Annotated in this window: 25 protein-coding genes; 14 read left to right on the top strand and 11 right to left on the bottom strand. The window is 63.5% G+C overall.

Annotated elements, in window-relative coordinates:
- The first annotated feature begins 138 nt into the window (after positions 1 to 138).
- The 3 genes from A6B35_RS01310 (at position 139) to A6B35_RS01300 (ending at position 4,036) form a co-directional block, all read left to right on the top strand.
- A complete protein-coding gene (locus tag A6B35_RS01310; protein ID WP_006203868.1) occupies positions 139 to 1,470 on the top strand; it encodes a sugar ABC transporter permease in 1,332 nt (443 codons plus the stop codon).
- Between the two features lie 15 nt (positions 1,471 to 1,485).
- The gene (locus A6B35_RS01305) at positions 1,486 to 2,286 is read left to right on the top strand and encodes an ATP-binding cassette domain-containing protein (protein ID WP_006203867.1); all 801 of its coding nucleotides are present in this window, start codon (positions 1,486 to 1,488) and stop codon (positions 2,284 to 2,286) included.
- 130 nt (positions 2,287 to 2,416) lie between these two features.
- On the top strand, positions 2,417 to 4,036 hold the full coding sequence (locus tag A6B35_RS01300; protein WP_006203866.1) for a CHASE domain-containing protein: 1,620 nt from the start codon (positions 2,417 to 2,419) through the stop codon (positions 4,034 to 4,036).
- 95 nt (positions 4,037 to 4,131) lie between these two features.
- Here the strand turns inward: A6B35_RS01300 and A6B35_RS01295 are convergent, their stop codons facing one another.
- From A6B35_RS01295 to A6B35_RS01270, 6 genes are all read right to left on the bottom strand, one after another.
- Positions 4,132 to 4,374 carry a YMGG-like glycine zipper-containing protein gene (locus A6B35_RS01295; RefSeq protein WP_006203863.1) on the bottom strand — a complete coding sequence of 81 codons (243 nt, stop codon included), beginning with the start codon at positions 4,372 to 4,374 and terminating at the stop codon, positions 4,132 to 4,134.
- Between the two features lie 82 nt (positions 4,375 to 4,456).
- Positions 4,457 to 4,783 carry a hypothetical protein gene (locus A6B35_RS01290; RefSeq protein ID WP_006203862.1) on the bottom strand — a complete coding sequence of 109 codons (327 nt, stop codon included), beginning with the start codon at positions 4,781 to 4,783 and terminating at the stop codon, positions 4,457 to 4,459.
- 135 nt (positions 4,784 to 4,918) lie between these two features.
- The gene (locus A6B35_RS01285; RefSeq protein ID WP_006203861.1) at positions 4,919 to 5,092 is read right to left on the bottom strand and encodes a hypothetical protein; all 174 of its coding nucleotides are present in this window, start codon (positions 5,090 to 5,092) and stop codon (positions 4,919 to 4,921) included.
- 245 nt (positions 5,093 to 5,337) lie between these two features.
- Complete coding sequence (locus A6B35_RS01280; RefSeq protein WP_040583266.1) at positions 5,338 to 6,372, bottom strand: sensor histidine kinase; 1,035 nt, start codon at positions 6,370 to 6,372, stop codon at positions 5,338 to 5,340.
- 147 nt (positions 6,373 to 6,519) lie between these two features.
- The gene (locus A6B35_RS01275; RefSeq protein ID WP_006203859.1) at positions 6,520 to 6,684 is read right to left on the bottom strand and encodes a DUF1328 domain-containing protein; all 165 of its coding nucleotides are present in this window, start codon (positions 6,682 to 6,684) and stop codon (positions 6,520 to 6,522) included.
- A gap of 191 nt (positions 6,685 to 6,875) precedes the next feature.
- On the bottom strand, positions 6,876 to 7,670 hold the full coding sequence (locus tag A6B35_RS01270; protein WP_006203858.1) for a response regulator: 795 nt from the start codon (positions 7,668 to 7,670) through the stop codon (positions 6,876 to 6,878).
- 223 nt (positions 7,671 to 7,893) lie between these two features.
- Here A6B35_RS01270 and A6B35_RS01265 point away from each other — a divergent pair, with 223 nt between their 5' ends.
- Together A6B35_RS01265 and A6B35_RS01260 are read left to right on the top strand one after the other, a co-directional pair.
- Positions 7,894 to 8,097, top strand: a complete 204-nt coding sequence (locus A6B35_RS01265; RefSeq protein ID WP_040583264.1) for a NepR family anti-sigma factor — start codon at positions 7,894 to 7,896, stop codon at positions 8,095 to 8,097.
- A gap of 2 nt (positions 8,098 to 8,099) precedes the next feature.
- The gene (locus A6B35_RS01260) at positions 8,100 to 8,651 is read left to right on the top strand and encodes an RNA polymerase sigma factor (RefSeq protein ID WP_006203856.1); all 552 of its coding nucleotides are present in this window, start codon (positions 8,100 to 8,102) and stop codon (positions 8,649 to 8,651) included.
- 33 nt (positions 8,652 to 8,684) lie between these two features.
- Here A6B35_RS01260 and A6B35_RS01255 read toward each other — a convergent pair whose 3' ends face one another.
- Positions 8,685 to 9,008, bottom strand: coding sequence for a response regulator (locus A6B35_RS01255; RefSeq protein WP_050900763.1), 324 nt, complete (start codon positions 9,006 to 9,008; stop codon positions 8,685 to 8,687).
- Positions 9,009 to 9,233: 225 nt separating this feature from the next.
- Here A6B35_RS01255 and A6B35_RS01250 point away from each other — a divergent pair, with 225 nt between their 5' ends.
- The 3 genes from A6B35_RS01250 (at position 9,234) to A6B35_RS01240 (ending at position 10,914) form a co-directional block, all read left to right on the top strand.
- On the top strand, positions 9,234 to 9,995 hold the full coding sequence (locus A6B35_RS01250; RefSeq protein ID WP_006203851.1) for a Crp/Fnr family transcriptional regulator: 762 nt from the start codon (positions 9,234 to 9,236) through the stop codon (positions 9,993 to 9,995).
- Positions 9,996 to 10,111: 116 nt separating this feature from the next.
- Entirely contained in the window at positions 10,112 to 10,438 is a 327-nt protein-coding gene (locus tag A6B35_RS01245) for an ElaB/YgaM/YqjD family protein (RefSeq protein ID WP_006203850.1), read from the top strand.
- A gap of 11 nt (positions 10,439 to 10,449) precedes the next feature.
- Positions 10,450 to 10,914: a hypothetical protein gene (locus A6B35_RS01240; protein WP_006203847.1), complete on the top strand. Its 465-nt coding sequence runs from the start codon at positions 10,450 to 10,452 to the stop codon at positions 10,912 to 10,914.
- Positions 10,915 to 10,978: 64 nt separating this feature from the next.
- Here A6B35_RS01240 and A6B35_RS01235 read toward each other — a convergent pair whose 3' ends face one another.
- Entirely contained in the window at positions 10,979 to 12,511 is a 1,533-nt protein-coding gene (locus A6B35_RS01235; RefSeq protein ID WP_006203846.1) for a sensor histidine kinase, read from the bottom strand.
- A 145-nt stretch (positions 12,512 to 12,656) separates the two neighbouring features.
- On the opposite strand from A6B35_RS01235, the gene A6B35_RS36100 reads away from it, so the two are divergent.
- Complete coding sequence (locus A6B35_RS36100) at positions 12,657 to 12,830, top strand: hypothetical protein (RefSeq protein WP_085983167.1); 174 nt, start codon at positions 12,657 to 12,659, stop codon at positions 12,828 to 12,830.
- 26 nt (positions 12,831 to 12,856) lie between these two features.
- On the opposite strand, the gene A6B35_RS01225 is transcribed toward A6B35_RS36100, so the two are convergent.
- On the bottom strand, positions 12,857 to 13,777 hold the full coding sequence (locus A6B35_RS01225; protein WP_065518133.1) for a diacylglycerol/lipid kinase family protein: 921 nt from the start codon (positions 13,775 to 13,777) through the stop codon (positions 12,857 to 12,859).
- A 254-nt stretch (positions 13,778 to 14,031) separates the two neighbouring features.
- On the opposite strand from A6B35_RS01225, the gene A6B35_RS01220 reads away from it, so the two are divergent.
- Entirely contained in the window at positions 14,032 to 15,378 is a 1,347-nt protein-coding gene (locus A6B35_RS01220; protein WP_006200067.1) for a PRC-barrel domain-containing protein, read from the top strand.
- Positions 15,379 to 15,460: 82 nt separating this feature from the next.
- On the opposite strand, the gene A6B35_RS01215 is transcribed toward A6B35_RS01220, so the two are convergent.
- Positions 15,461 to 17,023: an alkaline phosphatase family protein gene (locus A6B35_RS01215; RefSeq protein WP_006200068.1), complete on the bottom strand. Its 1,563-nt coding sequence runs from the start codon at positions 17,021 to 17,023 to the stop codon at positions 15,461 to 15,463.
- 225 nt (positions 17,024 to 17,248) lie between these two features.
- Between A6B35_RS01215 and A6B35_RS01210 the strand changes: the two genes are divergently transcribed.
- From A6B35_RS01210 to A6B35_RS01195, 4 genes are all read left to right on the top strand, one after another.
- Entirely contained in the window at positions 17,249 to 18,181 is a 933-nt protein-coding gene (locus tag A6B35_RS01210) for a VOC family protein (RefSeq protein ID WP_006200069.1), read from the top strand.
- A gap of 5 nt (positions 18,182 to 18,186) precedes the next feature.
- Positions 18,187 to 18,810 carry an alpha/beta hydrolase gene (locus tag A6B35_RS01205; protein WP_065518132.1) on the top strand — a complete coding sequence of 208 codons (624 nt, stop codon included), beginning with the start codon at positions 18,187 to 18,189 and terminating at the stop codon, positions 18,808 to 18,810.
- Between the two features lie 3 nt (positions 18,811 to 18,813).
- A complete protein-coding gene (locus A6B35_RS01200) occupies positions 18,814 to 19,113 on the top strand; it encodes a GNAT family N-acetyltransferase (protein ID WP_006200562.1) in 300 nt (99 codons plus the stop codon).
- Between the two features lie 152 nt (positions 19,114 to 19,265).
- Positions 19,266 to 20,324, top strand: a complete 1,059-nt coding sequence (locus tag A6B35_RS01195; RefSeq protein WP_006200563.1) for a dipeptidase — start codon at positions 19,266 to 19,268, stop codon at positions 20,322 to 20,324.
- Positions 20,325 to 20,337: 13 nt separating this feature from the next.
- Here the strand turns inward: A6B35_RS01195 and A6B35_RS01190 are convergent, their stop codons facing one another.
- A complete protein-coding gene (locus A6B35_RS01190; protein ID WP_006200564.1) occupies positions 20,338 to 20,583 on the bottom strand; it encodes a hypothetical protein in 246 nt (81 codons plus the stop codon).

Below are 20,583 nucleotides of genomic sequence, written 5' to 3'. Positions count from 1 at the left end.
ACCGGTAGCGAGTTCGGCGCCGCGGCCCCAAAGCCGCGGCGTTTCTCAAACGGGCTTTCCGCTTCAATTGAGCCGGGAAAGCCAATAGCATCATGTTTCCGGCAACCGCGCCAGACGGCAGACCGGTGGGAGGACATCATGACCGATACGGCTTCCAACACGCCGGTCGCCAATGCGACCGCGGATCGGGCGCGGGCTGCCGAGCTCAGCGCCGTCGGGCGCTTTCTCAAGGCAACCGAACTCGATACGCGCATGCTCGGCATGGTTGGTGCGCTGCTGGTCATCTGGATCGGCATCCATATCCTGTCCGGCGGGCTTTTCCTGACACCGCGCAATCTGTGGAACCTGTCGGTGCAGACCTCGTCGGTGGCGATCATGGCGACCGGCATGGTGCTGGTCATCGTCATGCGCAACATTGACCTTTCGGTCGGCTCCGTCGAAGGCGTGATCGGTATGATCATGGGCGTGGCGCAGGCCGAATTTCTCGTTCGCGTCATCGGCTTCCAGCTCGGCAATCCCTGGCTCTGGATCATCGCACTCGCCGCCGGCGTGGCGCTCGGCCTTCTGATCGGCGCATTCCAGGGCTTCATCATCGCCTATATGGAAGTGCCTGCCTTCATCGTGACGCTGGGCGGCCTGCTGGTCTGGCGCGGCATGGCGTGGCTGATCACCAGCGGCCGCACGGTCGCGCCGCTCGATGCCACCTTCCAGCTGATGGGCGGCGGGCCACGCGGTTCGATCGGCGCCACCGCCAGCTGGATCGTCGGTGTCGTGGCCTGCGCGGCAGTCGCCTTCGCGCTGCTTAACGGCCGCTCGCAGCGCAAACGCTTCAACTTCCCGCTGCGCCCGGTATGGGCGGAGACATTCCTCGGCTTGGTCGCCTGCGCCGCCATCCTTGGCGCGGTGTGGGTCGCCAATTCCTATCCGTGGCCGGTCGGCATCGTGCGCCAGTATGCGCAGCAGAACGGCATCACCATCCCCGAAGGCGGGCTGTTCATCGCCCATGGCATTGCCATCCCGGTGCTGATGGCGGTCGCGGTCGGCATCATCATGACCTTCATCACAAGGCGCACCCGTTTCGGCCGCTATGTCTTCGCCATCGGCGGCAATCCGGAAGCGGCGGAACTCGCCGGCATCAACACCCGCTGGGTGACGATGAAGGTGTTCATGATCATGGGCGTGCTGGCGGCAATCAGCGCGGCGATCTCGTCGGCGCGCCTCAATGCCTCGACCAATGCGCTGGGCACGCTGGACGAGCTTCTGGTCATCGCCGCCGCCGTCATCGGCGGCACGTCGCTGGCCGGCGGTTCGGGCACGGTGCTGGGCGCCATGCTCGGCGCACTGCTGATGCAGTCGCTGCAGTCCGGCATGGTGCTGCTCGGCATCGACTCGCCGCTGCAGAGCATCGTCGTCGGCGCCGTGCTGGTCGTCGCCGTCTGGCTCGACACCGTCTATCGCAAGCGCGTCTAGGGGAGGAGAAGGACAATGGCCGAGAAAACCACTCCCGCAGGCACACCGCTGATCGACATGCGCAACATCTCGATCGCCTTCGGCGGCATTCGCGCCGTCGACGATGCGTCGATCGATCTCTTCCCAGGCGAGGTAGTGGCGCTGCTCGGCCACAATGGCGCCGGCAAGTCGACGCTGATCAAGATCCTGTCCGGCGCCTATAAGCGCGATGCGGGCCAGATTTTCGTCAATGGCGAGGAGGCCTCGATCTCCAATCCGCGCGACGCCAAGAAATACGGCATCGAGACGATCTACCAGACGCTGGCGCTGGCCGACAATGTCGACGCCGCCGCCAACCTCTTCCTTGGCCGCGAGCTGATGACCGGTTGGGGCACGCTAGACGATGTCGCCATGGAAGCCGAGGCGCGCAAGGTGATGGGCCGGCTCAATCCGCGCTTTCAGCGCTTCAAGGAACCGGTGGTTAAACTGTCGGGCGGCCAGCGGCAGTCGGTGGCGATCGCGCGCGCCATCCTGTTCAACGCCCGCATCCTGATCATGGACGAGCCGACGGCCGCACTCGGGCCGCAGGAAACAGCCCAGGTCGGCGAACTGGTCAGGCAGCTCAAGGCCGACGGCATCGGTATTTTCCTGATCAGCCACGACATCCACGACGTGTTCGAGCTTGCCGACCGGGTCTGCGTGATGAAGAACGGCCAGGTCGTCGGCACGGCGCGCACCAGCGACGTTACCCAGGACGAGGTGCTCGGCATGATCATCCTCGGCAAGTGCCCACCCGGCGCCATTCCCGGGCCAGGCGCGCTGAAAATCGCCGCCTGAGACATCAAGTAAGCCGGCTAATTGTCTTCTAAGTGATATGCCAGCCGTCATGATGGTTTGGCCGCGCCATTGTGTTGGCGCGGGGACTTGCCCATAAAAGGGTCCGAATCGCCATGGGCAACGCCATCCATTGAAGAAGTTTTTCCCGATCGTCGCCTTCATCGCCGTCGCGCTGATCAGCCTGACGATGGCGGGTTTTGCGTATTTCGCCACGCAGGAGGCGGCGCGCATCAAGTTCGCCGCGACGGCGGATGACGCGCTCAGCCGCATCGAGAGCCGCATCGACCTGCATCTGTCGCTGCTGCGCTCGACCCAGGCGCTGTTCGACGCCCGCAATGGCGACATCTCGCGTGGCGAATTCAAGGCTTTCTTCAGCGCGCTCGACGTCGACAACAATTTCGCCGGACTGCGCGGCATCGGCTTTCTCAGGCTGGCCAAGACCGGCGACGAGGCCGCGGTCGAGCGCGACATACTGCGCGACCAGGGTGTCGCGCATGCGGTGTATCCGGCGACGACGCAGCCATGGCGAACGCCGGTCGTGCTGTTCGAACCGATGGACCCGTCCAACCAGGCCAGCATCGGCTTCGACATGTTCACCGAACCGGTGCGGCGGGCGGCGATCGAAAAGGCGATGGCCGACGACCAGCAGCACGCAAGCGGCCTGATCCAGCTCGGCCAGGGGACAGGTGCCGCGCAGACCTTCACCGGCTTCCTGGTTTTCGTGCGGCTCAATGTCGAGACCGCGCCTGACGTCATCAATGCCACGCGCGCCTCGACAGCGGGTTTCCTCTATGCGGCCTTCCGCGCCCGCGACCTGTTCCAGGTCGCGCTCAGCCGCGCGCCGCTGCTGCCGGTCAACACCGAGATCTATGACGGCGAAGTGGATGCCGGAAATCTTCTGTTCCAGTCCGAGACGCCGCCGGTTTCGATATTTGGCGACCGTCTGCTGGTCACCCGCAGGCTCGTCGTGGCAGGGCGGCAATGGACCGTCCTGTTCAGGCCGACAAGCGCCTTCTCGCAGCCCTCTTCGCGCGCCATTCCGGTGATGCTCGGCCTGTTCGGTTTGCTGCTTGCCGGGGCCATTGCGCTAGTGGCCCGCTTTCAGGAGCGGGCCTATGATGCGGTTTCGCTGTTGCACGAGACGACCGAAAAGAGCCTGCTCGAAAAGGACCTGATGCTGCAGGAGATGAAGCATCGCATCAAGAACTCGATCACAAGGGTGCTGGCGATCGCCCGCCAGACGGCGTCGCACGCCACTGACGTGAAGGAGTTCTCGTCGTCCTTCTCGGCCAGGCTGCAGGCGATGGCTGCTTCGCAGGACATGCTGACGCGCTCGCGCTGGCAGAAGGCCGATCTTGGCGACCTGCTGCGCATCGAGCTTGGCCAGGTCTTCGGCAAGGAGCTTCCCGAGGGGATATTGTCGGGGCCGGAGGTGCTGCTCGACGAGACGACGACGCAGGCGCTCGGCCTGACCTTCCACGAGCTGGCGACGAATGCGCTGAAATATGGCGAGGCCGGCAATTCGGTGGGCGCGCTCAAGGTCGACTGGTCGGTCGAGGGCCGTGGGCATGACAGGACGCTGGCGCTCAACTGGCGTGAAACAGGGGGCAAGACACTGGCAGCGCCGGCCAAGACCGGTTTCGGCACCAAGCTGATCGACCTCAACGTCACGCGCGAATTGCGCGGTACGATCAAGCGCGACTTTCACGCCGACGGGCTGAAGGTGAAAATCAGGATCCCGCTGGTCTGAATCGCTACTGCGGCAAGCGGACCATCCCGCGCCACGCAGAAAAACGGAGACCGGACGAACCGGTCTCCGTTGTTGTGCTTGTACGCCGAAGCGGATCAGCAGCGGGCCGTGTAGAGACGACCGCGATTGTCGCGGTACTGGCAATAGCCATTGCGCAGGTTGCGCACGAGCAGACCGGATCCGGCACCGACGGCTGCGCCGATGAGCGCACCCCTGCCGCCGCCGATCAGGCCGCCGGCCAATGCGCCGACACCGGCGCCGACGCCTACGTCCTGCTCGGTCGTGCTGCAGCCGCTGATTGCGACCACGGCAACCATGGCAATAATCACTTTCCGCATAGAGTCTCTCCTCACTTTGTCCTGATTTTAGCGAGTACCAGCCGTCATTTAGCATGAAACAACGGCGTTTGCCCGCCCGATTTTACTGTTGGCTAAGATAGTCTTTTTCGGGGCGCGCAGCGTTCGATGCAACCACCAGGTTGGAAACCTGCAAGGAGGCGTCGAGCGTGCCGTCCGGGCGCACGTTCCAGACGATCTGGTCGTAGTCATCCTCCAGCGCCGGATCGACAGTGAGGCACTCGGCAACGATATGCGCAGCCTGGCCCTGGACATCGGTCAAGGCAAAAGGCCTTTCGGCGGTGCATTCCGCGGCGGTCTCGAAGACGCTGACCGGCACGGACAATTCACGGCACTCGGTCATGGTGTTCGAGCAGCCGATTACCAGGAGCAAAGCAGCGATGTGTTCCATGGCGACAAACCTCTCGCCATAAGAACGGACGAAATCAGCCAAAGTTCCTGCGCCGGCGGCGCGGCAGCCAACAATTGGAGGCAGCAGTTCAAAAGGCCCCGCAGCGATTTCAGACGAGCGCGAGAGTGTTCGGGTTCAGGTCAGGTGCCATGCCGCCGCCAGCACCACGGCAGCGACCAGCACGACGGCGGTGAAGTGAAGCAAAGGGTGGAAGTGCCGCGAAGCCGAGGGCGGGGCCTCGGGATCCTGGAATCCACTCATCGAGACGCGGGCGGCTTGCTCAAGCCTGTTGATGTCGGCAACCGTCAAGACCAATCCTCCCTTAGAGCGGCTTTGATAGAAACGCTGCCCGCTCCAAGTATTTGTTTTTGCGCAATTCCGAACGGAAAACCGCTGCGCGCTTTCCCGGAATTGCTCTGTTGCGCTGCGACCGCGGCGGGACATCCGGCGGGTCGCAGATTCCAGCGTTATCCGGGCAAGACAGCATCCAATTTTATGGTGAACAGCCGGTTAACAACTGCAACTTTCTCGTGCGTTGGGCACGCGATATCCGGTCAGTCCGTTTCGAAATTGCCGTGCGGCACGACGAGGCGGTATTCGACACGTTCGCCGGTGATCTCGAGCGTCGCCGTTCCGTTCAACGATGTCGGCACGACGCGCTCGAGCGCAACGCTGCCGAAACGTTTCTCCTTGGGTTGCCGGTCACGGGCGCCGATCGCTTCGGCCCATGTCAGAGACAAAGCAGGCTTGTCGGCGGAAGCGGCGGTCAGTTTGGCCGTGACCTCGACAAAGCCATCCGGCCGCGACAGAGCACCGTAGCTCACCGAATTGACGGCGAGTTCGTGCATCGCCAAGCCGATATGCAAGGCGGCATTTGGGTTGAGGTACGGGTTTTCGCCTTCGAAACGCAAGCTGCGCTTCGGGTCGGAGCCGTAGCGCGCAACCTGTCCGGAGACCAGTTCGCGCAGGGCTGCACCTCGCCAGTTGGAGGACGTCACCAGATCCTGGGACGAGGCCAGCGATTGCAGCCGGCCGCGAAAGCGCGTCAGGAAATCACCGAGTGTCTCGGAATAGCGGCCGGTCTGGGTGGCGATGCTCTGGATGATAGCCAAAAGGTTCTTCGAGCGATGGCTGACCTCGCGCAGCAGTGTCTTCAAGGTCTGCTCGCGGCGTTTCTGCTCGGTCGTTTCCACCATGGTGGTGACGACACCCTGGACGGCGCCGCTTTCGCCGTGATCGGCATCGATCCACACCTGGAACCAGCGTATGCCGTCCTCGGCGGGAACACCGAGTTCGAGACGCTCCGGATTGCCTGAGGCGATGACGTTGCGCTTGGCGGCGCCGATGCGTTCTGCCTGCGCTGGCGGCAATATGCCGTTGCCGTCGCCGGTGTCGGACGCCCATGGCGCGCGCATGTTGCGTGCCCACACGGTCTTCATCTCGCGATCCTGATAGAGAACCGAAATGCCGGCATTGTGCAGCGCGTGAAGAAGAGCCCGGCCAAGCTGCATTCCGCTTTCGGCTGGGTGCAGAGCGATGATTTCATCACTCCGCGGGCTGTCGTTCATGTGTGGGGCCCTGGAACGCATTTTTGCCACCGAACCCAGGCTGAACGGTTCACTCTAAAATGAGTTCCCTTAACGGTCCGCCGAGCGGCACCTCGTTGGAGTGCACCGCCCGGCGGTGGCTGGAAACCGTTTGAGGGGTGCGGCTTCCAGTGTCCGGTCGCCTGCCCTTCACGCCCGTCTAAACAGGCCGGCAAGCAGCGAAATGATCAAGAAGGCGAGAAAGATGAAGAACAGTATCTGTGCAATGCCGGCCGAGGTGCCGGCGATGCCGCCGAAACCAAGCGCGCCGGCGATGATCGCCACGACAAGAAATACGAGCGCCCAGTAGAGCATGATCCGTCTCCTTCCAATGCTGAGGCAAAACGTGGTTGGTTGGTGTTTGTTCCACCATTTGCCGAAAAAGACGATCCCTGGAAAACCGTTCAGAGCGTGAAATTCAACCGTGCGGCGCAGCAGTCGAGCGGCCGAGGCGCAAGACGTCATTGATCTGGGAAACGGGCCGCGCCCGATGGCGCGAGCCCGGCCTATGCGGCTGCCTTGGCCTGCCTGTCGAAGAACAGCGCCTGGCTGATCAGCGCCTTGACCATATCCGGATTGAACGGCTTGGTGACGAGGAAGGCCGGTTCAGGCCGTTCGCCGGTCAGCAGGCGTTCGGGAAAGGCGGTGATGAAGATCACCGGAACCGATGTGGACGACAGGATCTCGTTCACCGCTTCGATGCCCGAACTGCCGTCGGCAAGCTGGATGTCGGCCAGTACCATCTTCGGCCGCGTCTTGCCGAATAACGTCACCGCCTCGGCATGAGTGCGCGCCGTTCCAACGACCCGATGGCCAAGGCTCTCGACCATCTCCTCGATGTCCATGGCGATCAGCGGCTCGTCCTCGATGATCAGCACGTCGGTCGCCACCTGACGGGAAATCTCGTTGCTCGCCTGGGCAAGCAGATCCGAAAATTCCTGTTCGTCGGCATCGAGGATTTCCGCCGCCTCATCCTCGCTGAAGCCTTCGACGGCGACCAGCAGGAAAGCCTGGCGCGGGCGCGGCGCGATCGCGTTCAGATTGGCGGCCGCCCGCTGCTCCCATGCCGACTGGGCATGCTCCTGCGGAACACGGATGGCGATCGAGGTGAACAGCCTGGCGAAAACCTTGTACAGCGCAATACGGTCGTTCGATGCATCGGGAAAGATATCGACGTCGGCGATGATGGCTTCGAGCATCGCGGCGACCAGTGCATCGCCACTTTCCTGTGATCCGGAAACGGCGCGCGAGAAGCGGCGCAGGAACGGCAGGTGCGGCGCGATGGTGGCGGAAAGGCTCATGGTGGACGTCTCCCTCAGATGACGCAATTGCATAATTCGCAGGTCAAGCCGAACGCAAGTCCCGAAAACCCAAACGCCAGCTTTCCTAAAAAGTTCCGATCAACGTGGAACTAATATAAGAGGATGGCGTTCTGGGCTGGGACGGGCAAACCAGACGAGGGTGCCGCTTGCCTTTTGTTTTGTGTTGTTGGGGTGCGGCTCGGGTGCTGGAATCAAGGGCAAAATGAAAAAAATGACGAAAGATACCATGGCTGGCGCCGCGGGCAGGCGCCGGGCCGGTTCCGGTGACCCGCTCGGGCCAAATTCGGAAATCGGCCGCAAACTCAAGCAATATTACGACGAGCTGGTCTCCGATCACGTGCCGGATCGCTTTGCCCAGCTGCTCAGCCAGCTGGAGCGGACCGAACCCGCGCCGAAGAAGGACTGAGCATGACGGCCGTTTCCCAGAGCTTCAAGACCGATCTGCTCGGCTCGATCCCGAGCCTGCGCGCCTTTGCCGTGTCGCTGACACAGAACGCCGACAAGGCCGACGATCTGGTGCAGGAAACGCTGGTCAAGGCCTGGGACAAGCATGAAAGCTTCCAACCCGGTACCAATCTCAAGGCCTGGCTGTTTACCATCCTGCGCAATGAATTCTACTCTCAAATGCGCAAGCGCGGCCGCGAGGTGCAGGACAGCGACGGCATCATGACGGCGAGGCTCGCGGTGCATCCGGCCCAGCACGGCCAGCTCGACCTCAAGGATTTTCGCGGTGCGCTCGAGCAACTGCCCGAGGACCAGCGCGAAGCCATCATCCTGATCGGCGCGTCGGGCTTTTCCTACGAGGAAGCCGCCGAGATCTGCGGCTGCGCGGTCGGGACGATCAAAAGCCGGGTCAGCCGCGCCCGCACACGGCTGCAGGAAATCCTGAAGATTTCCGGCGAAGACGAGTACGGCCCGGATGCGATCTCGGCGCAGGTGACGGGGTCGAACGCAGCGTGAGCGTCAACCGGTCCCGGTGCCCGGCATCCTGATTCAGACTGATCCAGACGAACGACCGCAGGCCGCGGCCACGGCCTCGATGAGATCGTCTCCCGAATAGGGTTTGGCGACCAGCCTGACGCCCGGAAAGGACGCCTTGATCTCGTCGGCGTCCGAATGGCCCGAGGCGAAGATGAAGGGCACGCCCGATTCGCGCAGCGCCGAGGCGAAGTCGCGTGTCGATGCGCCACCCAGCATGAGGTCGACAATGGCCGCGTCGAATTGCGCAACCACATCCTGGGGCTCGATTTCGGTCAGGTCGCGGGCGATCACCACCTCGCCGGCGCCGTAATCGCGGCACAGCTGCTCGACATCCATGGCGATCAGGAATTCATCTTCGAGAACGAGGATCCGCAATCCGTCGAGCAATGAGGGCACCGGGCAATGTCTCCTTGAAACGGAGCGATTCATGAGCGCTATTTGGCGGCCTGTCATTTAAAAAAGACACGGCCTGTTGAAAGGCATGGTGATTGCCGGAACCTCGATCCCTGCAAAGCGTTGCTGTCCACCCTCTCCAGAGTGAGGGTTGGAAGAAGGGTCGAAATGTCCGGGCAAAACGGTCGTTCTTTTTCCAGCCGCCAGTATCCCTGCGAAAACTGCCCGCTGCGGCCGCTGCCGGCCTTCCGCGAATTCGAGAAGAAGGAACTGCTGTTCGTCAGCACGTTCAAGAAGGGGGAACTGGCTGTCGACAAGGGCGCTACGGTCCTGGTCGAGGGCAGCCACAGCGCCCATCTCTACACGGTGCTCTCAGGCTGGGCCTTCCGCTACAAATTGCTGTCGGACGGCCGCCGCCAGATCCTGAACTATTCGATGCCGGGCGATCTCATCGGCCTGCAGGGCAGCCTGATGGGCGAGATGCAGCACTCCGTCGAGGCGCTGTCGCCGATGCTGCTGTGCGTCTTCGAGCGCGAACAACTGCATGAGCTCTATCGCAACCATCCAGGTCTCGCCTACGACATCACCTGGATCGCGTCGCGCGAGGAACGCATGCTGGACGAGAATTTGCTCAGCATCGGCCGGCGTACGGCGATGGAACGTGCGGCCTATCTCATCGCCTTCATCTCCAGCCGCGCCCGCGCGGTCGGGCTGAACGGCAAGGCCCCGGTCCGCATCCCGATCACGCAGCAGCACATCGCCGATACGCTTGGCCTTTCGCTGGTCCATACCAACAAGACGATCCGCAAGCTTATGGACCGCAAGCTGATCGTATGGCGCGATGGCGGATGCGAGGTGATTGACCACGAAAGACTGAAGGAGCTGGCGCACTGGGAAGGGCTGGGCGAGGATCGACGGCCGCTGATCTGAACATCGGGCCGGGCTGGACTCGCAGGCACAAACAGCCTTTCATGAAGCCGGATCCGATTTCGGAACCTTGGTGTGTGTCGGGCGTTTGAAATCAAGCAAACGCAAGGAGTTAAGCAATGGCGACTGCCACAGGAAAGACCGCGAACGAAAGCCGGGCGAATTCGGACCTCGAAGCCGACATCAGGCAGTTGAAAGCCGACATCGAAAAACTCACCAAGCAGTTGGCCAAGACCGGCGAACATGGATATGGCACGGCGCGTCGCGCCGCCAGCGAAGGCGTCGAACAATTGCGGACCCAGGGCGAAGCCGCCTTCGACAGCCTGCGCGGCAACGCCAAGGACATCGAAGCGCAGATTGCGGCGAATGTGCGCGAAAAGCCGGTGACCTCGCTGGCGATCGCCGCCGGCGTGGGGTTCCTCTTCGCGCTGCTGGCGCGGCGCTAGTTCCTGCACAGATGGGAACGCTGGCATCGCTGATCTCAGCCCTCGCCACGGGCGAAACGGTTGCGGCCCTGCGCCGCGCGCGCACGGCCGCAATCGCCTATGCAGTTGCCGCGACTGCCGCACTATGCGGCATCGGCTTCCTGATCGGCGCGGCCTACATCTGGGCGGCCGAACGCTATGGCTCGTTGCCGGCCGCCATAGGCTTCGGCGTCGGTTTCCTGGCGGTCGCGGGGCTTATCCTCATCGTCTATCAGCTGTCGGCCGGTGCGCGCGCACGGCGCCGGGCGCGCAGGCGTAGCGCCGACATGAAGGCGATCGGCATCACGGCGGCCCTTGCCGTGTTGCCGGCGCTGCTCAAGGGCAAGGGCGGCCTGGGTGCCATTCTTGGCCCTGCGGTGGCGCTCGCCGCCTACGCGATCTATCGCGAGAACGTGAAGCCCGACGCCGACGACAAGGATGCCGGCGAAGCTGACTGAAGCAATTCCAGGAAAAGTGTGTAGCGGTTTTCCGTCCGGAAGTGCGTCAAACAAAGATTCGGGCTTACTTCGGCAGATCCTCCAGCGGCATCGAGATCTCGGCGAAGACTCCTTCGGGGCGGAATTCGTGGGTCACTTCGCTGGAGATGACCTTGGCCAGGCTGCGGCGGATCAGGATCGAGCCGAAGCCGTGGCGGTCGGGGGGCTCAACCTGCGGGCCGCCGCTTTCGCGCCAGGTCAGCACCAGGCGCCGCGCGCCTCTTTTGCCTTCGGCCTTCCAGGTGAGATCGACCCTTCCGGACGCCGCCGACAGCGACCCGTATTGCAGCGCATTGCTGGCAAGCTCGTGCAGGATCAGGCCCAGCCCAACCGCCTGGTCGGGCGTAAGCAGGAGATCGGCGCCGGAAATCGTCATGCGCGGCCGCTCAGTGCTGTCGAACGGTTTGACCTCGATCTGCACCAACTCCCTGATGCCGATGCCGCGCCATTCGCGGTCCGACAACAGATTGTGGGCAACGCCCAGCGCCTGCAGTCTGGCGCCGAAGGCTTCGAGGAATTCGCTGGGCTGGCGGGCATGGCGAACGGTCTGTGTCGCCAGCGCCTGCACGGTCGCCAGCGTGTTCTTGACGCGGTGGTTCAGCTCGCGCAACAGCAGCCTTTGCCGTTCGTCGCCGAGCTTGCGCTCGGTGATGTCGTAGTTGACGCCGAAGATCAGCGTCGGCTTGCCGTCGCCGTCGCGTTCGATGACACGGCCGCGCGTGGCCACCCAGCGCGGCGGATGCATGCCCTTGACGCGGTATTCGCCAAAGTAGTCGTCGCTGCCGGTCAGCGCGTCGCGAAAGCGCGTCTCGGTCTGGTAGACGTCGCGCGGGTCGATTGCGGCCAGGATGTCGCGGGCTCGCAGCCGGTTGGAGCGCGGCAGGTTGAACAGCTCCGACAGCAGCACATCACATTCGATGATGTCGGTGCGGATGTCCCAAGCCCAGCTGGCCAAAGATGCGGCGTCGAGCGCGATGGCGCGGCGCTTTTCCTCGCGCTCAAGTGCGGCCGCGGCGATGGCGCCATTGCGGGTGGCGTCCTTCAGCGTGAACAGGCTGGCGGCAAGGCCGGCAAGCGCCTTCAATTGCTCGAGCTTGGCGGCAGACGGAAATGCATGAGGCTTGCGGTCGAGCACGCAGAGTGTGCCGATGCGGATGCCGGCCACCACCATCGGCGCGCCGGCATAGAAGCGGACATGGTGTTTGCCGGTGACCAGCGGATTGCCGGCGAAGCGAGGGTCGAGGGTCGCGTCGGCCACAACCATCGGCTCGTCGCCGGCGGCGATCGCATGGGCGCAGAAAGATATTTCGGTCGCCGTTTCGGTCTCATCGAAGCCGATACAGGATTTGAACCACTGCCGCTCGACATCTATCAGGGTGATCAGCGCGACAGGAGCATGCATGACGGCCGCGGCAAGGCCGCTGATGCGATCGAAGTCCGGATCAGCTGCCGTATCGAGCGCATCGAGGCCATGGAGGACGGCAAGCCGGTCCGGTGCGGTTACGGCGTCGAAGACTTCGGCCGGCAGAGCCGGTGCTTTTTCAACCCTGTTGTCCACCGAGCCCCCAAATACCCGGGTTTGTGGTCGCAAGCCGCCATGCCGTCAGACGCGGCTGCCCGCGGAACTTTCGTAGCAAGGAATCGTTACCCGACCATGCTTTGCCAGTCCCGTCCGCCGGCGCAAAACCATGGGGGAGCCGACCATGAAAATCATCCCTGAAGATAAAGCCCGTCAAGGACGGTGGGGGCGGCACGGCCTCAGGATTCTGATCGCGGCTCTGCTTCTGGCTTTTGTCGCATGGGGCATCGCCGAGATCTATGGCGAGATGATCGACACCAACACGCCCGCCGATCAAGACCAGGCACCCGCCGGCTAGCTGCGGCGTCATGGCGTCGGGCTGCATCACGCTGCCCTGGCCTGAGCGGCGCGCGCGGGCACAAGCACGTTCAACGCGCCGGGGTGGATCCGGATTTCCGTTTCACGCTCGAGCCTGACCAGTTCGCCGTCCATGACGGCGCGGAATTTCTTCGCTGCCGAATGGATTTTCAGGACCGCCCTGTCGGCCTGGTGGATTTCGACATGCTCGCTGTCGCGCCATCTGCCGCGCGCCATGTCGAGGAAGAACTTCGCCAACTCGCCACGCTGCCGCGCCACGGCAATGTAGATGCCGAGCACGCCGCCGGTGGGATTGTCGGCGTAGGGCAGGTGGCCTTCGCCGAACAGATTGTTGGTGATGCCAATGCCGGTGGTGCGGGTGATGATCTCGGCTTCGCCGATGGTCAGCGTCACGTTCATGGCCGGTGGGTTCTTGATGGTTACCCAGGCGGCACGTACAGAAGCCCGCATCTTACCCAGGCGTGAGCCGAACTCCATCTTCTGGCGCAGTTGCACCATTTTTGCATGCAGGCCGACCGAGAACTGATGCACGAATGGCCGGCCATTAGCGCTGGCAATGTCGACGGCGATCACCTCGCCATCGGCAAAGGATTTCACGGCGGCGTCGAGCGTTTGAGGGATGCCGAGCCCACGAGCGAAAAGATTCATGGTGCCGGCGGGCAGGATGGCCAGTGCCTTCTTGCGATTCATCAGCAGGGCCGCCGCGGCCGAGATGGTGCCATCACCGCCACCGGCAAGCACGACGTTGACACCGCGCCGCGCCGCGGCTTTCTCCAGCGCAACCTCGATGTCGCCACCGGCGACGATGTCGATGTCGATGGAATGGCCCGCTGCCTCCAGCGTCTTGCGCATCTGCTCGGAAAACGCCGGGAGATCGGTCGTGCGCAAGGTGCCGCCGTCCCGGTTCAGCACCGCCGCAAATCGCATGCCCGCTCCGATTTCTTCACAACCCATCAGGCCGGGAAGGTCCCAGCCAAAGGCTGAAACGAAGTGGCCGATGAAAGGTTCCCCTTGGCTGGGGCGAAATCCCGCAAGGTTTCCTGCGACTTATCCGGATGTGCCGAGCACGCCTAATTTCGGAACAACAGCGTGGTCACGACGTTGTGAACCAGTAGGAGGATGCCGAGGCTGACCTCTTGTCGGTCTCGGCGTGCAGAAATCAGGCACGAGGAGAGACGATCATGATCCGCACTCTTTTAGCGACGACCGCGTTGGCAACGCTGATTGCAACCGGCGCTTTCGCACAGACGGCAACAACCCCAGCGCCTGCTGAGGCGCCCGCCACCGAGACGGCTCCAGCGGCTCCGGTGGAGCGCGCGGAAGGCAGCCTGATGACCAACATCATCGGTGAATCCGTCTATAACGGCACGGCCGACGATGCCCAAAGCATCGGCCAGGTCAGCGATGTTGTCTTTGACGAAAATGGCAAGGCGAAATCCGCCGTCATCGGCGTTGGCGGCTTTCTTGGCATCGGGGCGAAGGATGTCGCGTTCGACTACGACAAGCTGCAGTGGGTCGAGAAGAACGGCGACCGCTGGCTGGTCGCCGAGACTTCGAAGGAAGCGCTGACGGCGCTGCCGGACTTCGACAGAAAGCCTTACGACCCAGCCCCACCAGCAGCCTCGACCGACACGTCTTCTACGGACGCTACCGGGGCACAGAAGCCTGTCGACATGAACGCGCCGGCTGAACCGGTTGTAAAAAAGGCAGATGGGAATCTGGCTACCAACATCATTGGCGAATCCGTCTATAACGGCACCGCGGACGACGCCCAGAGTATTGGCGATGTGAACGACATCGTTCTGACCAAGGACAACCAGGCGCAGTCGCTTGTGATCGGCGTCGGTGGATTCCTTGGCCTGGGCGAAAAGAACGTCGCCTATGACTTCGCAAAGACGCAATGGGCCGAGCGGAACGGCGATCGCTGGCTGGTCGTGCAGACGACGAAGGAAGAGCTGCAGGCGCAGCCGGACTTCAACCGCAAGGCCTTTGATCCGGCACCGGCGGCCAGCACGGCCTCGAACGAGGTCCCGAAGGCCGCCGCCCCAACAACGACCGCCCCGGCCCCGGGGGAAAAGACTGCTGAGGCTCCGGCCGCCCCTGCGCCCGAAGTGACAGCTGAGGCTCCGGCCACCCCGACGCCCGATGTCAAGGCAACCGACCCCACGCAAACCGCGGCGATCGACAAGTCGACGCTGACAGAGATGCCGGTCGGCGAAATCAGAGGTGATGACCTCAAAGGGACGACCGTCTACGGCGCCAACGACGTCAAGGTCGGCGAGATCGGCGATGTCGTGCTGGCGCCGGACAGCAAGCCTGACGCGGTCATCGTAGACGTTGGTGGCTTCCTCGGCGTCGGCGAGAAGGAAGTGGCTGTCGGCATGGACAATCTCAAATTCATGACCGACAAGGACGGCAAGAAATATCTCTACACCACCTTCACCAAGGAGCAGCTCGAGGCACAGGCCGCCTACGAGAAGGGCAGCTATGCCGAGAAGCGGGATCAGCAGCGGATGATGGTGAAGTAAGGAGTAGGCAGCAGGCAGTAGGCAGTAGGCAGTAGGCAGTAGGCAGTAGGCAGTAGGACTGGCTTTTCCTGTTCCCCACTGCCTACTGCCTTATTGTCCTACTGACATACCCCACAACGCCGTCCTCTGTCAGCTCGGCCAGCGCTAGTGACTGGTCGAGATGGGTGGCGCGCCAGGCCAGGAGTTTTTCGGCAAACTCGAGCCGCACCGCGGCATAGGCCGGATCGGTGGCCATGTTGGTCAGCTCGCCGGGGTCCTTCGTCAGGTCGAACAGCAGCGGCGGCAGGCCGCCGCCGAAATGCACGTACTTGAATTCTTCCGTGCGGATGACGGCAAGATTGCACTGGCGCGAACCAATGCCGAAATGGCGTTCGGGTTCGCCGCCGGCGATGGAGCGGAAATCGAATTCCCAGTGTGCCGCGTCGCGCCAGTCCTCTGGCGTCTCGCTCTCCAGAAATGGCTTCAGCGAAAATCCGTCGAGATGTGGCGGCGGATCCTGGTCGAGCAGCTCGAGCAGCGTCGGCAGTATGTCCACGGCCTCGGTGAAGCGGTCGACCTGGTTGCCCGATGTCCCGCTGCGACGCGGGTCGCGGATGATCAGCGGGATGTGAAAACTGCCGTCGAAGAAGCCTCCTTTGCCGAGCATGAAATGGTCGCCCATCATCTCGGCGTGGTCCGAGGTCAGCACGACGACGGTGTCGTCCCATGCGCCAGCCGTCTTGAGCGCTTGCCAGAGGCGGCCAAGCTGCGCGTCCACTTCCGAGATCATGCCGTAGTAGAGCGCGCGGATGGCCCGAAAATTGTCGTCACCCCAGTCGCGCACCTTGCCCTCGGCACCGGGGCGGAAACTGGCGCGCTTCTGCCGGCCAAGATCGTAGGCGAGGTAAGGGTGACGCTCCGCCTCTGCCTGCCAGCTTTCGGCGCGACGGAAGGCGGGGCCGTCGACGGGATCGTATAGTGTGTTGTAGGGGTCCGGCACGATGAAGGGCGGGTGCGGACTGATGAAGGAGAGATGTGCGAACCACGGCGCGCCGCCTTCCTGTTCGCCGAGCCAGCGGATGAACTCGCCGGCGAGGAAGGCCGTCGGCGTCTCGTCCTTCGAATAGACGGGCGGCGTGAGGGTCACGTCATCTCCGGCCTCTCCACCAACAGGGCGATGGATGTCGGGAAAGCCGGCGCCGGTTTCGACGCCGCGCGCCTTCAGCCATGACAGCCAGGGTTTCTGGTGCTCGGGCAGGAACTGGCGCACGCTGAAGCCGGGCAGCACGCCCTCGTAGCTCTTCAGCCTGGGGTCACCAGGCGCCAGGCGGCGCGGGTCGAGCGAGACGTCGGTGTAGCCGAATAGCGTCGGATCATAACCGAGGGCCCTGACCGCGAGCGCGATGTTGCCGTGGCGGGTGTCGAGCGGCGTGCCGTTGCGGCAGACGCGGTTGTTCATCTGGTAGAGGCCGGTGTAGAGGCAGGCACGCGCCGGCGAGCAGGGTGCGGCTCCGCCATAGTGGCGCCGGAACAGGACGCCGTCGGCGGCAAGCGCGTCGGCGTTCGGAGTCCTCACCACGGGATGGCCGGCGGCGGACAGGCAATCGCCGCGCCATTGGTCGCAGGTGATGAGGAGAACGTTCGGGCGTCTACCGGATTTGGCCAATCTGGGTCTCCTCACTGGATGAAGGCGCGCCGCTCATGGAGCCGAAATTCCGGGCCGTTGCAAGCTGGGTTCAGTTCGTCGATCGGTGAACAAAATGTGCTTCTTCGTTCACTTTTACAGCACAGTCCATTCTGTGTTTGCGCCCTTTGACGCCGGCGTGCCTATCCTCATATTGGCGTGGACAGCGGCATGGGCCGCACAAGTAGCAAGGGAAGGAGCAGAAAAATGCTCGACCAGATCAAGGGCCTGCATCACGTCACCTCGATGGCCAGCGATGCGCGCCAGAACAATGCGTTCTTCACCAAGAAGCTCGGCCTGCGCCGGGTCAAGAAAACCGTCAATTTCGACGCGCCCGACGTCTACCACCTCTACTATGCCGACGAGGTCGGCACGCCGGGTTCGGTGATGACCTACTTTCCGTTCCCGAACATCGGCAAGGGCCGCCATGGCGTCGGCGAAGTCGGCACCACCGTCTATTCGGTGCCTGAAGGCACGCTTGCCTATTGGGAGAAGCGCTTCGCCGACGAGGGCATTGCCGGGCTGTCGCGCGAAGAAGCGTTCGGCGAGAAGCGGCTGGCCTTCGCCGGTCCCGATGGCGACGGTTTTGCCCTCGTCGAGGACAAGGCCGACAGCCGCGCGCCATGGGTGAAAGGCGGCGTACCCGCAGACGAAGCGATCCGTGGCTTCCACTCGGTGTCGCTCAGGCTCAAGGACGGCGGCGCCACCGAGGAGCTGTTGAAGTTCATGGGCTATGAGGAAGTCGACAAGTCCGGCAACGTCACGCGGCTGGCGGTGAAGAATGGCAACGGCGCCGATGTCGTCGACATCGAATCGCTGCCGGGTGCTGCCTTCGCCAATCTTGGCGCCGGCTCGGTCCACCATGTCGCCTTCGCCGTCGAAAACCGCGCGAAGCAGCTCGAAGTGCGCAAGGCGCTGATGGACACCGGCTATCAGGTGACGCCGGTGATCGACCGCGACTATTTCTGGGCGATTTATTTCCGCACGCCGGGCGGCGTGCTGTTCGAGGTGGCCACCAACGAGCCGGGCTTCGACCGCGACGAGGACACTGCCCATCTTGGCGAAGCGCTGAAGCTGCCGACGCAGCACCAGCATCTCAGGCCCTATCTCGAACAGCATTTGCAGAAGCTGGGGGGCTGAGGACCATGAGCAAGGACGCCTACATCCACAAGCTGCTGCCCGGTTCGCCGGGCGGCCCGCTGCTCTTCGTCTTCCACGGCACTGGCGGAGACGAGAGCCAGTTGCTTTCGCTCGGGCGCGATCTCGTTCCAGACGGTATGATAGTGTCGCCGCGCGGCGACGTTGCAGAAATGGGCGCGGCACGCTTCTTCCGCCGCACCGGCGAGGGCGTCTACGACATGGACGACCTCGCGCGGGCGACCGGCAAGATGGTTGGCTTCGTCAAGGCGCAGGTCGAGGCGGCAAGGCCGTCGTCGGTGCTTGGGCTCGGCTATTCCAACGGCGCCAACATCCTGGCCTCGGTGGTGTTCGCTGCACCCGACCTGTTCAATGCCTCGGTGCTGATGCATCCGCTGATCCCGTTCGAGCCGGAGGTGAAGGGCAGCCTTGCCGGCCGCCACATCCTGGTCACTGCCGGTAAGCGTGACCCGATCTGCCCGCCCAACCTGACGTCGCGGCTCGAGGCCTATTTGCGCGCCGATGGCGCCGATGTCACTGTGGAATGGCATGAGGGCGGGCACGAGGTGCGGCCGAATGAAATCGAGGCGGCGCGGCGGTTCTTCGCCGGCGTGCCTGTTGAAGGAGCCTAAGCAATGCCTGACCAATTGCCTGAGATCGAACTGGAGGACCGCGGCTCCAAGGGGCGCTATTTCTTGCGCGGACCTGGCGGCGCCGAGGCCGAGATGACCTTCACCAAGATCGGCGAGCACCAGCTTATCATCGACCACACCGAAGTGCCGGATGCGTTTCGCGGCCAGGGCGCGGGGCTTCGGCTCGTCACCCGCGCCGTCGAGGATGCGCGCGCGGCCGGCAAGAAGATCATCCCGCTCTGCCCTTTCGCCAACGCCCAGTTCCGCCGCCATCCGGAATGGGCCGACGTGCTGAAGCAATAGGCGTTTGTCCGCGCGGAGACAGACGGTCGCGCGAGCAGTTACAAATGCAATCACCTGTCTGGCATTTGCGCGATTTGGCCATCTTGCCTAAGTAGAGGTATCGCCCGCAGGCAGGCTCCCGGCCTGCGGGCCCTCAACCGAATGGCTTCCTGATGACCGAAACCGATCTCGTCCCCGTCTTCGACGGCCACAACGACACGCTGCTCAGGCTCTATCAGTCGAAGGAGGCGGATGTCGAAAAGCTGTTCATCGAGGGGACGCAAGGCGGCCATATCGATCTGCCGCGCGCCAAAAAGGGCGGCTTTGCCGGCGGCATGTTCGCGATCTTCCCGCCGCCGGTCGAGAAAACCAAACGCGCCGCGGTGCCGCCGGCGCCGAGCGACAACGAGCCCTTGCCGCCCGAGCTTCCGCGCAGCGAAGCCCTCACCTCCACCATCGCCATGGCCTCGATCCTGTTCCGGCTGGAGCGGGCCGGAGCGCTGACCGTATGCCGCAGCGCCGGCGACGTGCGCGACGCGATGGCGAAGGGTTCGATCGCGGCGGTGTTCCACATCGAGGGCGTCGAAGCGATCGATCCCGAACTCACCATGCTCGACGTGCTGCACGCCGCCGGCCTGCGCTCGCTCGGCATCGTCTGGAGCCGCCCGAATGCCTTCGGCAACGGCGTGCCGTTCCGCTTTCCGTCCTCGCCCGACACCGGGCCCGGCCTGACCGATGCCGGCAAGGCGCTGGTCAAGGCGTGCAACCAGCTGAAGATCATGATCGACCTCTCGCATCTCAATGAAAAGGGTTTTCGCGACGTCGCTGAAATCAGTGATGCGCCGCTGGTCGCCACGCATTCCAACGTGCACGCGATCTGCGGCCATTCCCGCAACCTTACCGACTGGCAGCTTGGCGCCATCCGCGAAAGCGGCGGCATGGTCGGGCTGAACTTCGCCACCGGCTTCCTGCGCGAGGACGGCAGGATGAACGCCGACACCTCACTCGAGATCATGGTGCGCCATGTCGACTCGCTGCTGCAGGCGCTGGGCGAGGACGGGGTCGGCCTAGGTTCGGATTTCGACGGCGCCATGATCCCGGCCGTCATCGGCGATGTCGCCGGCCTGCCGAAACTGATCGACGCGCTTGCCGCGCGGGGTTTCGGCCGCGCGCTGATCGAGAAGATCGCCTACCGCAACTGGATCGGCATGCTCGAGAAGACGATCGGATAATCGACCCGCGTCGCTATTTGTAGCCCATGCGCTTCAGCCAGTCCTGGCCGCCGCCGCGGTCGCGGATGATCGGCAACGGATCGGTGGAATCCAGCCGCGCGCAGATGCGGTAGACCTCGAGCGTCTCGGCGCTCATCTCGCCGCGCTTGTAGAAGAACATGGCGGCGGCATAGCGGGTGCGCCCGGACCATTTTTCACCGAGCGGTGTATTGACCAGCTGCCATTGTTCGGCGGCTTCGCGCTCTGCCTCATCGCTCAT

It is taken from the genome of Mesorhizobium amorphae CCNWGS0123 (assembly GCF_001686985.1).
Classification (GTDB): domain Bacteria; phylum Pseudomonadota; class Alphaproteobacteria; order Rhizobiales; family Rhizobiaceae; genus Mesorhizobium; species Mesorhizobium amorphae.
Note: the sequence above shows the minus strand (reverse complement) of the source record. Positions and strands in the feature narration are given on the sequence as shown.